At 43.9% G+C, this 14,510-nt stretch carries 12 protein-coding genes; 6 read left to right on the forward strand and 6 right to left on the reverse strand.

What is annotated here, in order from left to right; genetic code table 11:
• Positions 1 to 302: 302 nt before the first annotated feature.
• From ACTQ9S_RS13450 to ACTQ9S_RS13475, 6 genes are all read right to left on the reverse strand, one after another.
• Positions 303 to 1,610, reverse strand: coding sequence for a molybdopterin molybdotransferase MoeA (locus ACTQ9S_RS13450; protein ID WP_440455226.1), 1,308 nt, complete (start codon positions 1,608 to 1,610; stop codon positions 303 to 305).
• A 197-nt stretch (positions 1,611 to 1,807) separates the two neighbouring features.
• Complete coding sequence (locus tag ACTQ9S_RS13455; protein WP_440455227.1) at positions 1,808 to 2,563, reverse strand: NTP transferase domain-containing protein; 756 nt, start codon at positions 2,561 to 2,563, stop codon at positions 1,808 to 1,810.
• Positions 2,560 to 3,903: an XdhC family protein gene (locus tag ACTQ9S_RS13460; protein WP_440455228.1), complete on the reverse strand. Its 1,344-nt coding sequence runs from the start codon at positions 3,901 to 3,903 to the stop codon at positions 2,560 to 2,562. The genes ACTQ9S_RS13455 and ACTQ9S_RS13460 overlap by 4 nt, the downstream gene beginning before the upstream one ends.
• Positions 3,904 to 4,029: 126 nt before the next feature.
• A complete protein-coding gene (locus ACTQ9S_RS13465; protein ID WP_440455229.1) occupies positions 4,030 to 6,525 on the reverse strand; it encodes a molybdopterin cofactor-binding domain-containing protein in 2,496 nt (831 codons plus the stop codon).
• A 2-nt stretch (positions 6,526 to 6,527) separates the two neighbouring features.
• On the reverse strand, positions 6,528 to 7,520 hold the full coding sequence (locus ACTQ9S_RS13470) for an FAD binding domain-containing protein (protein ID WP_440455230.1): 993 nt from the start codon (positions 7,518 to 7,520) through the stop codon (positions 6,528 to 6,530).
• Complete coding sequence (locus ACTQ9S_RS13475; protein WP_440455231.1) at positions 7,517 to 8,173, reverse strand: 2Fe-2S iron-sulfur cluster-binding protein; 657 nt, start codon at positions 8,171 to 8,173, stop codon at positions 7,517 to 7,519. Before ACTQ9S_RS13475 ends, ACTQ9S_RS13470 begins: the two co-directional genes overlap by 4 nt.
• Before the next feature lie 642 nt (positions 8,174 to 8,815).
• Here ACTQ9S_RS13475 and pstS point away from each other — a divergent pair.
• From pstS to ACTQ9S_RS13505, 6 genes are all read left to right on the forward strand, one after another.
• A complete protein-coding gene (gene pstS / locus ACTQ9S_RS13480; RefSeq protein WP_440455232.1) occupies positions 8,816 to 9,979 on the forward strand; it encodes a phosphate ABC transporter substrate-binding protein PstS in 1,164 nt (387 codons plus the stop codon).
• Positions 9,980 to 10,188: 209 nt separating this feature from the next.
• Positions 10,189 to 11,142 carry a phosphate ABC transporter permease subunit PstC gene (gene pstC, locus ACTQ9S_RS13485; RefSeq protein WP_350657524.1) on the forward strand — a complete coding sequence of 318 codons (954 nt, stop codon included), beginning with the start codon at positions 10,189 to 10,191 and terminating at the stop codon, positions 11,140 to 11,142.
• A 66-nt stretch (positions 11,143 to 11,208) separates the two neighbouring features.
• Entirely contained in the window at positions 11,209 to 12,141 is a 933-nt protein-coding gene (gene pstA / locus ACTQ9S_RS13490; RefSeq protein ID WP_440455233.1) for a phosphate ABC transporter permease PstA, read from the forward strand.
• A gap of 250 nt (positions 12,142 to 12,391) precedes the next feature.
• Positions 12,392 to 13,150 carry a phosphate ABC transporter ATP-binding protein PstB gene (gene pstB / locus ACTQ9S_RS13495; RefSeq protein ID WP_290188979.1) on the forward strand — a complete coding sequence of 253 codons (759 nt, stop codon included), beginning with the start codon at positions 12,392 to 12,394 and terminating at the stop codon, positions 13,148 to 13,150.
• A gap of 78 nt (positions 13,151 to 13,228) precedes the next feature.
• Positions 13,229 to 14,023, forward strand: coding sequence for a phosphate signaling complex protein PhoU (phoU, locus tag ACTQ9S_RS13500; protein ID WP_440455234.1), 795 nt, complete (start codon positions 13,229 to 13,231; stop codon positions 14,021 to 14,023).
• A 77-nt stretch (positions 14,024 to 14,100) separates the two neighbouring features.
• Complete coding sequence (locus ACTQ9S_RS13505; protein ID WP_440455235.1) at positions 14,101 to 14,469, forward strand: MliC family protein; 369 nt, start codon at positions 14,101 to 14,103, stop codon at positions 14,467 to 14,469.
• Positions 14,470 to 14,510 lie beyond the last annotated feature (41 nt).

A 14,510-nucleotide genomic window follows, 5' to 3' on the forward strand; every position in this document is an offset into this window, starting at 1 on the left:
AAAGCCGTCGGTTAGGGGCTGATGGTTTTTAATAGCATCATCAGTAGCACAAGTAGTATCGTAAACAACAGGCGCAGCAACAGACGACGGCCTATAGCTATCGAATATAGAGGACTCTGAGGTAGGCGAATATATTTGAGCGCTGCCTATTTTAACGTTGTCATTATTCATATATTACTGCCATCAGTATTGCTAATCACAAGCGCTGCTTTATTACTTGTGCTTATCGTTTATCAACCTATTGTAGCGTTTATCTTCAACTTTTCTTGTAGTCATCTTATAGTAAATTAGCAAACGCTCACTTAGCTATGCAACCAAGGAAAAGGTTGCACGATCACCTTACTATTTGCTGCCACATCACCGCTGTCTTTATCTAAAACGATAAAGCAATTGGCACGGCTAAGCTGCTTGATTCTATGCGACTGCTGACTCGAGAAGCATTCAACTTGATAACTGCCTGCCTCACCTTGCGTTAATACCCCGCGCTGAAAGTCTTTGCGACCGACTGACTTTCTAATGTCGTTGGTGAGGATGGCCTTGACGTTCAGTTGCATCGGCTGCTCTGATAAGCTAGCGCCTGACATCTGCCATAACGCTGGAATTACAAATTGTAGCGCCCCGACTACTGTGGATAACGGATTGCCGGGTAAGCCAAAGTACAATACGGGCTTGTCTAAATCTTTGTTTAATTCACCAAATAACTCACCAAACACGAAGGGCTTACCAGGTTTCATCGCTACTTTGTAATGGTTAATCTGCCCGAGCTGCTCAATCACTGTGGTCAAAAAATCATAATCTCCCACCGACACGCCAGCTGTAGAAATCAGTACGTCACAGTCTTGCATGGCTTCGTTGACAGCGGCAGTCGTCTTATCCAAATCATCAGGGATAATGCCATAATCACGAATGGTAATCGGCAAGTCTGTCAGCAAGGTTTTAAGAGTTGGGGTATTGGAGTTATATATCTGCGCTAAGCTTGTGAGCTCATCACCAACAGCAACGAGTTCATCACCGGTCGCGAGCACCCCTACGATAAGTGGTTCAAATAGCTTCACTTGGCTAATGCCTAAATTGGCAAGTAAGCTAATATCAGCAGGATTAATACGTTTGCCTACTTTTAAGACGGCTTCACCTGATTCTATCTCTTCGCCTTGTCGACGAATATTGCTATCGATTTGAGTGGTTTGTGTGAGCGTTATAGCATAAGGCTGAGATTTATCGAGCGTGTCTTTTATTTCCGCAAAATTTGTATTCTCTTGCATAATGACCGTATCACAGCTATCTGGCACGACTGCGCCTGTGAAAATACGCACGCCTTGTCCTGCTGCTAACTCACCAGTGTAAGCACTGCCCGCTTGTGACTCGCCAATGATTTCAATCGTGCTGTCTGTCGATAGCACACTGCCTTGAGCAATCGCATAGCCATCCATCGCGGATAGGTTTTGTCTTGGAACATCAAAAAGCGATTTAATATCTTGCGCCAGTATTTGATTGCGGCTGTCCAGTAGCTTGCAAGTATCGATTGCTCTTTGTTGTAGAGGAAAGTCTTTATTGTTATATTTTTCTACGCGCAGCTTTATCGCTGACTGCAATTCTTCCATGGTAATCATAAAGGGTTACTCTTTTTATTTATAGTAGTGGGACAATAGGTTAAAAACTAGAAGGCAAAAAGATTTCAACGATAATCAGTTCAAAATACGGAAGTTACACTTATTATAACGTGCTACTGATATAATTTTTTTTGCAGCCTCTGTCTGCGTAGGCACAGCAAGCCAGAAAAATTTATATCAGTAGCACTATATTACTTTTAAATTAAATCGACTCTATCAAGCCATCTCTGCGCTCTAGCATGAGTGAGTTGCTCAGGCGTGTCAATGTCATAGCTGAGCTGATGGTTATTCACGGTACTTATTTGACTAGGAGGCAGTCCTCTAATCAAGTGACGCAGACCCTTATCCCCTGTTAGCGATGCTTGCCATTGTCTTAGTAGCTTATAATCAATTGCTAAAGGCAGTCCAACGATATCCTTTTTAAGGGTTTCAGTAGCGGTTGTCTCATCAATAGCATTTTTCTTATCAATAACAGCTTTCTCATCTAAATCCTGCCAGTTGCTCCAATTTTCCAAACTACTATAGCCACTTGCAACCACCGTCTGTGTACCTGCTAGCAAGGTTAGCAAATGCTCCTCATCGAGTAAAATTTGATCAACGCCCATGATTAATACTCGATTGATTAATAAGCTATCGCAGCTATCGGCACTATCCAAACGATTTAACGCTTTAATACCCAGATATAAACTATGCGCCATACCCATTTTGGGTATTGGATTCATTACCGTGTTAACAATGGCATGCTGAGTAGCTAACTCGGTAATCGCACTGACTATTGATGGACTATCATCAGGAATGACAATAATAATGGCTTGCGGCTGGGTCGCTAATGCAAGCTTGGTCATATAGCGGATTAATGGCTCGCCATCTTTGCTGAGGAGTTGCTTCGCTTGACCCAAACGCTGACTAAGACCACTTGCCAAAATAATAACGGCATGGTTTTGAGTCATCATGCGTGACTCATTGTAGCTATATCACTATTTGCTAAATCTACACATTTAGCTAGTGGCGTTTGTTCATGCATGACCGCATTTATCTCTGCCATGATACCCAGTGCTAGCACTTCAGGCCCATCGCCACCTAATTTATAGCCAATAGGATAATGTAATTTACTTATGCCAGCAGATAACTTCGCATGATTGACGTTAGTAGCACTGATTTCTTCAATCAGACGCTCGGTACGATAGCGCGGCCCCAATTGCCCAAGGTACTTACAATGATTGGCATGCGCTAGTAATACAGCAAGGCGAGCGCGATCTTGGCTAAGGCTATGCGACATCAAAGCGACGGCAGCATTATCGCTAAGTTTGAGTAAGGTTTCAGTATTTTCTAACGATAGCGTCATCACTTCATCTGCTTGCGGAAAACGCAGGCGCGTAGCATATTGTGCACGACTGTCCACGACGGTTACATGCCAATCTTGCAATTTTGCCATGGTGACCAGCGGCATGACATCATTACCTGCCCCGCAAATCAGCAGACGGATTTGTGGCTCTAGTCGTTGTATCAACCACTCTGTCGCTAAATTAGCGTTGTCATCATGGTCATCATTCTTCACAACGACGTATTCGGCATTTTTATCACCAAGCTCATACTGTGCTAAATTTTCAACCGTATTGATAAGAGTATTTGAAACATCAAACCCAGCTTGATTTAAGCTGCTATTAGTATCAATACAATTAGTGCCAATGCCATTAGCGCCTATAGTCGTAATTTGTCCTGACTCGGTATAATCATCCAGATTAATGCGCATACCGATTTGCAGTTCAGAATTTGAATTTTGGCGATTAGTAGAACGAATTAATGTGGCTATCGTGATGGGCTGCTGAGTATGTCGAACCTGACTAATGATATCTAACAACGGCGTCGCAGTTGCTAAGCGCTCAAATAATACATGCACCCGCCCATTACAGCCCAATCCAAAACTTAACTCGTCTAAATCAAGGTCTGGCTCATCATGGAAATCAACATTTAAAAAATCGTCTCTGGACGTCTCTTCTTTAGCAGCTTCCTTTGCTTCGCCATTTTCAGTGTATTCAATATCATCGCCCGTTTGATAAACTTGCACGTTAGCGCCATTACGAGTAAGCCAAAAAGCACGTTTGATAATATGCGGCTCAAGGCAGCCACCACTTATCATTCCGACCGAGCGTCCATCTGCGCATATAAGCATCATAGCGCCAGCACGACGATATGCTGAACCTTCAGTACGAACCACCGTTGCCAGTACAGCATCAACGCTTTGTTGCTGAGCCTCGCGTGCCAGCTTAAGAATGTCAGCGATTTGATTCATAACGCCTCTTGTTTTGCTTATGTTATAACTTGCTTATGTTATAAACAGTTAGGTTGTAAAAACCCGCTAATTAAGCGGGTTTCTTTAATGCAAAAACTTCTATTAAAACGACACTCGTATTTAAAATTACTCTGGCATCTCAGCGAGCAGTTTATCAAGCGTAATCGGAAAGTCATAAACTCTGACGCCAACTGCATTATAAATAGCATTCGCAATGGCAGAAGCCGCACCGGAAATTGCTGTTTCACCAATCCCTTTAATATGCATAGGGTTGGTATAGGGATCGTCTTCTTCTACCAAAATAACATCGAGCTGCGGTACATCGGCATTGACAGGAACATGGTATTCAGCAAGGTCATGGTTGCATAGGCGACCGTCACGCTTGTCATGGATGACCTCTTCCATCAAGGCAGAACCAATACCGAATATCATACCGCCATAGCACTGCGAGGTAGCCGTTTTATGGTTTAAGATACGCCCTGCTGCGAATGCACCAGTCATACGTTTGACGCGAATCTCACCAGTGACTCTATGTACAGCAACTTCAGCGAAGTTGGCACCATACGAGGATTGGCGGTATTTCTTACCATTTTTACCGGGTTTGATTTGACCTTTGGCACTGACTTTTTGATCTTCGTATTTAGCGATGATATCTGCCAACGCATAAGATTGAGAATTGTCAAAATCATATTCTTCCGGCTTAGCTTTTGAAATTGGTAAGCCAGTTTTTTCAGCCACTTTATCTGCTAAGTCCGTTGCCTTCTCTGTTAGTCCAGAAAGCTTATCCGTCAAGCCCGGTACTTTTTTAGCCAAACCTGTAGCTTTTTCCTTACCCATTTCGAGCGCAGCTTCGAGAGCAACTTCTGTCACGCTAGGCTCATGCTCGCCTGTTTGCTTGATTTGGCCACTGTCTAACTGGATGGTATCAGGATAAAGACCTACCTTATCTGCAATCATCTCACGCAGTTGCTCACAGGCTAGATAGACGCTACTACCTGCACTAGCAGCACCCCAACTACCACCCGATCCTGATGCAGCCGGTAAATCACTATCGCCCAACTTCATTTCAATATGATCAATAGGCAGCCCCAATAGATCCGCAGCGACTTGGGAGAATACCGTATAAGAGCCGGTACCAATGTCAGTCATGTCAGTTTCAATAATGGCTTTCACACCAAGCTCTTTTGAGCTATCTACCTGCAAGGTGGCCCGAGCTTCAGAAGGCTGTAATTGGTTACCACGAGCAGATGCTGCCATACCTGTGCCTATCCACCAATCGCCCTCTAGCTGACTGGCAGGTTTGGCATTACGTTGCTCCCAACCAAACTGCTCAGCGCCTTGTTCCATGCAGGCAATGAGCTTACGCGATGAGAACGGAATGTCCTGACTGGGGTCATTTTTAGGTTCATTACGGCGGCGCAGCTCAATAGGATCAATATCCAACTGCGAGGCCAGCTCGTCCATGGCACATTCAACCGCAATCATACCAACAGCCTCGCCCGGCGCACGCATCGAGCCTGATAATACTTGGTTCATATCTACTTGTTGGTAGTTTACTCGGCGGTTCTCACCACGATATAAATACTGGGTAGACAATGCTGTTGGCTCAAAAAACCCTTCTTCAGGTAAATTACTAGTCACCGTATCGTGAATCATGGTATTGATAAGACCGTTTTCATCGCAGCCAATAGCGATACGCTGACGGGTGTTTGAGCGCCTTACCGTTGCTTCCATTACCTGTGGGCGAGTCATAGTAATCAGCACTGGACGACCAAGCTCTTTTGCTGCAATCGCTGCCGCAATTGACTCTGGAGCGATGCCCAGTTTGCTGCCAAAACCGCCACCGACATAATAAGCAATCAATTGCACTTGATCTTTCTTTAAATCCAAGGCATCCATGACTTGCTGTTTGCAAGACGCTATCATCTGGTTAGATGTGTACATAATGAGCTTGTCATCTTCCCAATATGCCAATGTCACATGTGGCTCCATAGCGGCACTGTTTTGGCTTGGGGTATGATACACGCGATCAACAGTTACCGCAGCATCAGCCAATCCTTGTTCTGGATCGCCTTGTTCAGAGTTTTTATCTGAACCTTCTTTTTCATTAACATCATGAGCATTGGGCAGCTCTTTGGTAAAGTCGACAGCAGCTTTGTCAGTTTCGTCTTTATAGGTCACTTTGATAGCATTTGCGCCTTCTGTTGCCGCCTCAAAGGTTTCGGCAATCACCACCGCTATCGGCTGACCATGGTAGAAAATCTCGCTCGCGCCTTGCTTGGGTGCTTTTTTTGCACCGCCTTGCTGTGAATTACGTAAAAAATGCTCAGGATCAGTCACCACTTTGATAATCCCGGGAATATCCTCTATAGAGCTACTGTCGATACTATCTACTGTGCCCTTAGCAATAGTTGCCCCAACCAAGACGCCATAGACTTGGTTTTCTAGATGAATCTCTGCTGAATAAGGCGCTTGACCACTGACCTTTAATGAGCCATCAACGCGATTAATGGGTTTACCAACCAGTTTGCTTGCCGTTTTGTCAAATAAGGTTTCGACAGGCTTATCCATGGTCATTTTTTTGGTCGATTCTGCTGGAAGTACTGAGTCCAATAATGACATGATTATGCTCCCTTGCCCGCTAATGCGCGCTGAATAACTTGTTTCAATAAGCGACGTATCAGTGGTATCTTGAAATCGTTTTGACCACTACCCTTGGCATCTTTTAATAATAAATCCGCCGCCTGCGTAATAACATCATCATTGCCATCAGTGTCAGTCAATAATGCTTCGACTGCCTCATTGCGCCATGGCTTAGTACCGATACCGCCGAATGCTAAGCGCACGGTTGCCAAATTACCGCTATCATCAACGTCTATTACTGCTGCACAAGATACTAAGGCAAACGCGTAAGAGGCACGGTCACGCACTTTGTCATAAGTGTGCATACCCTTGATAGGCGCTGGCAGAACCACATGAGTAATAAGCTCGCCTGACTCTAAAACGTTTTCGATATGCGGCGTATCTTTTGGCAAACAATAAAAATCTTTGACCTCAATCTTACGAGTTGAGCCGTCAGCTTTTACCGTTTCAATGGTGGCATCTAGCAAACGCATCGCCACAGCCATATCCGATGGATGCTGAGCAATACAAGCGTCGCTCGTACCTAAGATAGCTAGAGTGCGATTTTCACCCTCAATAGCGGGGCAACCTGAGCCCGGATTACGCTTGTTACAGGCGCTGTCCGTCTGATAAAAATAATAGCAACGAGTACGCTGTAAAAAGTTACCGCCAGTCGTGGCTTTATTGCGTAGCTGTCCAGTCGCCCCTGCCAATATGGCGCGAGACAATACCGGATAACTTGCAATGACATCAGGATGGGCAGCTAAATCACTATTGCTGACCAGCGTACCGATACGCAATCCGCCGTTATCAGTCGTTTCTATCTGTTGTAATTCTAAGCGCGTTACATCAACTAATTTAGTTGGCGTTTCAATCTCTAGCTTCATTAAATCTAAGAGGTTGGTACCGCCTGCGATAAATGAGGCTTCTTTAGGAGTAGCAAACATAACCGCTTGCTGCGGTTCAAGGGCACGAATATATTCAAAGCGTTTCATGAGCGGCCTCCTGATGTGCTATTGGCAGTCTTATTATTCGACGACTTGTTACCTAGCTGCGCCTCACTTGGCGGCGGCGACCAAATACCAGTTACTTCTGAGCCTTGTACTGAATTACTTACAGACGTTGTAGATTTGTCGGCTACTTGGCGCTCTAATACTTGAGAGATGGCTTTAATAATATTGGGATAAGCGGAACAGCGACAAATGTTGCCACTCATACGCTCAGCGATTTCTTGTACTAACAGCCCATCAGGATTTTGCAGGTCAATAGTAACGTGGCTTGGCCAGTTTTGTTTGACCTCTTCTATCAGTGCCGTCGCTGAACAAATCTGCCCAGGGGTACAGTAACCACACTGGAAAGCGTCATGATCTTTAAAAGCTTGCTGCAACTCAGATAACGACTCAGGCAATCCAATACCCTCAATCGTCGTAATCTCATCGCCATCGTGCATGACCGCTAGCGTCAAACATGAATTCACGCGCTCACCGTTAATGAGGATGGTACAGGCGCCACATTGACCGTGGTCACAGCCTTTTTTGGGTCCAGTGATTTGTAGATGTTGGCGGCAGACATCGAGCAATGTCGTGCGCGGATCGAGATTATCAAGCTGATAATCCTGCTTATTAATCGTTAACGTCAAAGTAGACATGCTGGCTTCTCGCTGGCGGATGATGATAGTTTCCAGATGAGATATTGCTATTCATCCATCTATTCAATATTAATTAACGTTCTGTTAATTATTAAAATCTTAAAAAGTATTGAGGTTATTTTTCCTTAATTGTTCTTAGCTTATAAATCCTTAGTAACTTTTTATTGGCAACTTCCTATTTCTTTACAGTCTCCTATCAACGGAGACAAATTCGCTTATTAATATCAAGAAAATTGACTCAAATAATCCGTTATTTGGTCAACTGTCAAGCTACTGTCAGATATTAAATACAGCCTAACATCATAATTAATATAGAAAAAAACAAGCTATACATTAATATGCTTCGCCCAGCTTACGATATTGTTTTTTTGTAGTAGATGGGCAAGAAGTGTTAACGCTCAAGCAAATCTGCCTCTTTCTCATCTGCGCTTACTGAACTAAAACTCCAACTTACAACTATTTTAATTCAACCTTTTATATAGTCATTTTATATAGTCATTAACTTATAACGACCAATCTAAAATTTCACTGCTAATAAGATAAATTTCTTATTGTCATCAAACTGTCATCAAAGCTTGGCAAACTACGACACATCTCACAGGAAGTACATTTTGCACTGTTGTCAAACTTTAGGAGTCTTACATGCGTTATTCGTTATTAGCAGTCGCCGTTAGTTGCACTTTAATACTCACAGCTTGTAATAAATCAACCGACACCGCAGAGTCAGCTACTGATAGCAGTAGCGCCGTAACCAGCACAGAAACAACTAACAAAACAACCTCCTCGTCAGCGACCGATTTTAAATCTGCTGAAAACATCGCCATGAACATCACTGGTGCAGGTGCTTCGTTCCCGCAACCTATTTATGCTAAATGGTCTTATGACTACAATGCCGCGACTGGTGGTCAAGTGAATTACCAATCAATCGGCTCCTCAGGCGGCATCAAACAAATTCAATCAAAAACGGTAGACTTTGGCGCTTCTGATGCACCGATGACACCTGAAGAGTTGGATGCAGCAGGACTTATTCAGTTTCCGACCGTTATCGGTGGCGTAGTACCGATTGTAAACATCGATGGCATAGAGCCAGGCCAGTTAAAATTGGACGGCACAACGTTAGCAGATATCTATCTGGGTAAGATCAGCAACTGGAATGACCCAGCAATTAAAGCCATGAATCCAGACTTAACGCTTCCTGATGCCGCCATTACTACCGTGTTCCGCTCGGACGGTTCAGGCACAACGTTTAACTTTACGGATTATCTGGCCAAAGTTTCAACTGACTGGAAAGATAGCGTCGGTGTTGATAAAACCGTCAAGTGGCCAACCTCTGCCACGGGCGCAGGTGGTAAAGGTAACGAGGGCGTATCAAGTTACGTCAATCGTATGAAAAACTCTATCGGCTACGTTGAGTACGCTTACGCCAAGCAAAATAATATGTCACATGCTGCATTGAAAAATGCGGCTGGCAACTTCGTGCAGCCATCTGCTGAGACCTTTGCAGCAGCAGGTGATATCGACTGGTCACAGCAAGCAGGCTTTTATAAAGTCATCACCAACTCTGAGACTGAGCAAGCATGGCCAATCGCAGCGGCGACCTTTATCTTAGTGCATAAGCAGCCAGAGAATCCGCAGCAAGTGGCTGGCGTGTTGAACTTCTTCGATTGGGCTTACACTCAAGGCGATGATAGTGCCATGGCGCTTGATTATGTTCCTTTCTCTGATACCGCCGTTGCGCTCTTTAAAGCGCAGTGGAATGAAGTCAAAGGCAGCGATGGTCAACCCGTCTACAAACCAGCTCAATAGTTTTTAAAAACCCGGTAATGATTCTCGAATTACCCTCTTAAACAATTATTCTCCGGTAGTTGTTTAAGAGGTTTTATCACAGTAAATTTATAAGTAGAGCCGACAATGCATATCGATAGCGCTACTTAATAAGATTTAGTTTGCTGTGATAAGACCTGATTAATTTTTTTGAATCTTTTGATTTAACCCTATTTAATGCTGAGACACTTATGAATGACCTAAGGTCCCAACTGGCTAAACAAAAACGTTACGACGCGCTATTCGTCAATGCAACTAAGGCTTTTGCCATCCTCGTTCTCTTATCATTGGGCGGCATTTTAGTCTCTTTAATCATTGGAGCTTGGCCAAGTATTCAAACATTTGGTCTCGGCTTTTATACCAGTAATAACTGGGATACGGTTGCCAATGAGTACGGTGCGTTAGCGCCTATATATGGCACGCTGGTCACTTCGTTTATCGCTATTTTAATTGCCGTGCCAGTCAGCTTTGGTATCGCGATATTTTTGACTGAGATGTGCCCAAACTTCTTAAAAAAGCCCCTCGGTATCGCTATTGAGCTACTGGCAGGTATCCCCTCTATCATTTACGGTATGTGGGGTTTGTTTGTATTTGCGCCTTTTTTTGGCGATCACATTCAGCCGTGGTTTATTGAACACGTCGGTCCACTGCCTATCATCGGTAAGCTATTTACGGGTGCGCCAATGGGACTCGGCATGTTTACCGCTTCACTCGTACTTGCCATCATGATTATTCCTTTTATCGCGGCCACCATGCGTGATGTCTTTTCCGTGGTACCGGATTTATTAAAAGAATCGGCTTATGGCATGGGTGCGACGACATGGGAAGTCATGTTTAAGATTATCTTGCCCTATACCAAAGCTGGTGTCGTTGGTGGTGTCATCTTAGGACTGGGTCGTGCCCTTGGCGAGACCATGGCCGTGACATTCCTCATCGGCAACGCCTTTAATATCAGTCCCAGTCTATTTACTTCTGGGGTTACCATTACCTCAGCCCTTGCCAATGAATTTGCAGAAGCCTCTAGTGAGCTACATCTGGCGTCGTTATTACATTTAGGCTTAATCCTATTTGTCATCACTTTCATTGTGCTGTCTTTGGCTAAACTCATGCTTATGCGCATGGATCAAAAAGCAGGCAATCGATAGCAGTTCGATTTCCTCGGTAAATTTCGATGGTTATTGGTATTGATAAAAATATGGGAAACAAGTTCTATGCCTTCTAACAACGCGACTAATGCAAACAGCGCAATCGACGCAATCAATAATGGCTTACCTATTAAAAACAGTTTTGAAGGTCGTTATAACAAGCGCCTTTATAACAAACGGCGCTGGGCCAACAAGCTTGGTTTAGGCTTCGCGATGTCAGCGATGTTTTTTGGCTTATTTTGGTTGTTTTGGATTTTATTTACGCTCTTCGTTGAAGGTTTCCAAGGCATGGTGCAAATGCCTATTTTTACCGCCGACACCCCACCTCCTATGAGTGCAGGCGGTTTACGCAACGCCATTGTCGGTTCAGTCATGTTGGCGTTTTCAGGATTGTTTATCGGCGCGCCTATTGGTTTGATGACAGGGATTTATTTGTCTGAGTTTTCTCAGGGCAGCATGCTTGGCAAAGTGACGCGCTTCTTAAACGATATTTTGCTCTCCGCACCATCGATTGTCATTGGTCTCTTTATTTACGCCTTGATGGTAAAAGGCCAAAGCTTTTCTGGTTGGGCCGGTGCACTGGCATTGGCACTAATTGTCATTCCTGTAGTCGTGCGTACGACTGAAAACATGCTTAATTTAGTGCCCAATAATATTCGTGAAGCTGCTTATGCACTGGGTACACCGAAGTGGAAGATGGTAACGCAAGTCACTATTAAAGCGGCTCGAGCGGGACTTACCACAGGCGTATTGTTGGCCTTTGCCAGAATCACCGGTGAGACTGCGCCGTTACTATTTACGGCATTGAATAATCAATACTTTAGTACCGATATGAGCCAGCCAATTGCTAACTTGCCTAATACCATCTATCAGTTTGCTATGAGCCCTTATGACAATTGGCATGCACTCGCATGGGCAGCGGCACTGCTTATTACTGCTTCGGTATTGGTATTAAATGTCTTAGCAAGATTCATTGGCAGTCGAGGTCAAACCAAATAGCAGTCAGAGTAAATAAAGCCTGCCGCCAAATCACCTTACATATAGCATTTACTTAAATTTATATTCATTAAGCTAGGTTGGATAAATTATGAATAACGTCATAAGCAAAATCCGTACAACAACTAATACTAACAACTTTAATACGCCAAAAGGCAATCTATTAAATAGACCGATGTCGACAGCAGCGCAAATGCAGCAACCAGATGCGTCAAACTTAAATAAGCAAACACTGCATGATATTCCTAAAAACATGCCTGCAGCTAAAATGCAGATTCGAGATTTGAGTTTTTATTATGGTGATTTTCAGGCACTAAAAAACATCAATATCGACATTCCTGATAAAAAAGTGACTGCCTTTATCGGCCCCTCAGGTTGCGGAAAATCGACCCTGTTACGTACTTTCAATCGTATGTATGACTTATACCCAGGCATGCGTGCAGAAGGCAATATCAATCTTGATGGCAAAAACATCTTAGGTAAAGACGTCGATGTCAACTTGCTACGCGCGCAGGTCGGTATGGTCTTTCAGAAGCCAACCCCGTTCCCAATGTCCATCTATGACAATGTCGCCTTTGGTGTGCGTCTCTATGAAAAGCTAAGCAAAGCTGAGCTGGATAATCGTGTGGAATGGGCGCTAAAAAAATCGGCATTATGGCCAGAAGTAAAAGACAAGCTAAAAGCGTCAGGCTTATCTTTATCAGGCGGACAGCAGCAACGATTGTGTATCGCCCGTAGTGTCGCTACCAAGCCTGAAGTACTGTTGCTCGATGAACCAACCTCTGCATTGGATCCTATCTCAACGGGTGCAATCGAAGATTTGATAGAAGATTTAAAAAATGACTACACCATTGCCATCGTCACCCATAACATGCAGCAGGCGGCGCGAGTGTCAGACTATACGGTCTATATGTATTTGGGCGACATGATTGAGATGGGCGAGACGGATCAAGTATTTACCACGCCTACGCAAAAAGCGACGGAAGATTATATTACGGGTCGTTATGGTTAACGTTGAGATTTGCATTAAAATTCAGCAAATTAAAAATATATCACGCCATTAAAATACGGATTTCAGGGAATACCTCTCATGCAAAGTGACAAGCATATCTCTAAAAGTTTTGATCAAGATCTGGATGAAGCCATTCGCTTATTTTTATACATGGGTGATAGCGCTGCCAACCAAGTCGCCAAAGCCATCCACGCCCTCATTGATAAAGATGAAACGCTGGCACAAGAAGTCATCGATATGGACTTTGATATCAATCGGATGGAAGTTGAGCTTGATGAGCATATTTTATTATTGGTCGCCAAACGCCAGCCAGCTGCCAGTGATTTACGCTTGGTCATGTCCATTAGTAAAGGCGTGGTTGACTTAGAGCGTATCGGCGATGAAGCAGTCAAAATTGCCCAAATGGCAAACAAAATTGCAGCACAAGGCAAGTCATCATATGGTTACGCTGAAGTCCAGCATCTCAGCAATCAAGTTCGTCTCATGCTACATAATGCGCTAGAAGCCTTTAGCCAGTCCAATGCGGAGCAAGCGTTTGAAGTCATGCGTAATGATGGTTTGGTCAATGATGAATACCAATCGGCGATTCGCGCTTTGATGACTTATATCATGGAGGACTCGCGGCACGTCTCAAAGGTCATTAATATCATGTGGGTATTGCGCGCGCTTGAGCGTATTGGTGATCATGCACAGAACGTCGCCGAACTAGTTATTAACTATATTAGTGGGCAAGATGTACGCCATTCAGACTATGCGCTGGTCGAAAAAGCCGTGCAAGAAGCCAATGATAGAATAGCGGCACGTCAAGTCAGTACAACATCAGCCACCATGTCGATAACTGACTGTGAATCGTCAAATAATGGCGAAGGCTGACAAAATAGACACAGCTTGTTGTAAGATATGCCTCGCATTGTTACCCTGATGAATTATTAGTACCGTTGAGGAATATTATGAAAAAACTACTGGCTGTAACTCCTATTATTTTGTTATTAGCAGCATGCGCGACTAACGCACCAATGAATAATAGTAATAACACGCAAGCACAGAAAGCTCAAACTTTTACCTGTGACGATAACGCTAAAGTGGCTGCCGCTTATTCAGCGAACGGTAAAGTTGCTAACTTAAGCTTGACCCTGCCTAAGCTTGGCTTACGCAATAAAAGAGTTTATCTTAAACAAGCAGTATCAGGTTCTGGTGCTCGTTATATTAAGGAATCAAGCTCTAAAGCTAGCTACGAATGGCAGACTAAAGCTAATGATGGCGTCCTGAGTATTCGCTCAGTAAACGATCGCAAATACAGTGTTACTTGCCGACTATAAGAGCAGCAACACCCCTTTTTGAACAGTACCCCTTTTTAAGC

The sequence above is a fragment of the Psychrobacter sp. ASPA161_9 genome (genome assembly GCF_051970275.1).
Taxonomy (GTDB): domain Bacteria; phylum Pseudomonadota; class Gammaproteobacteria; order Pseudomonadales; family Moraxellaceae; genus Psychrobacter.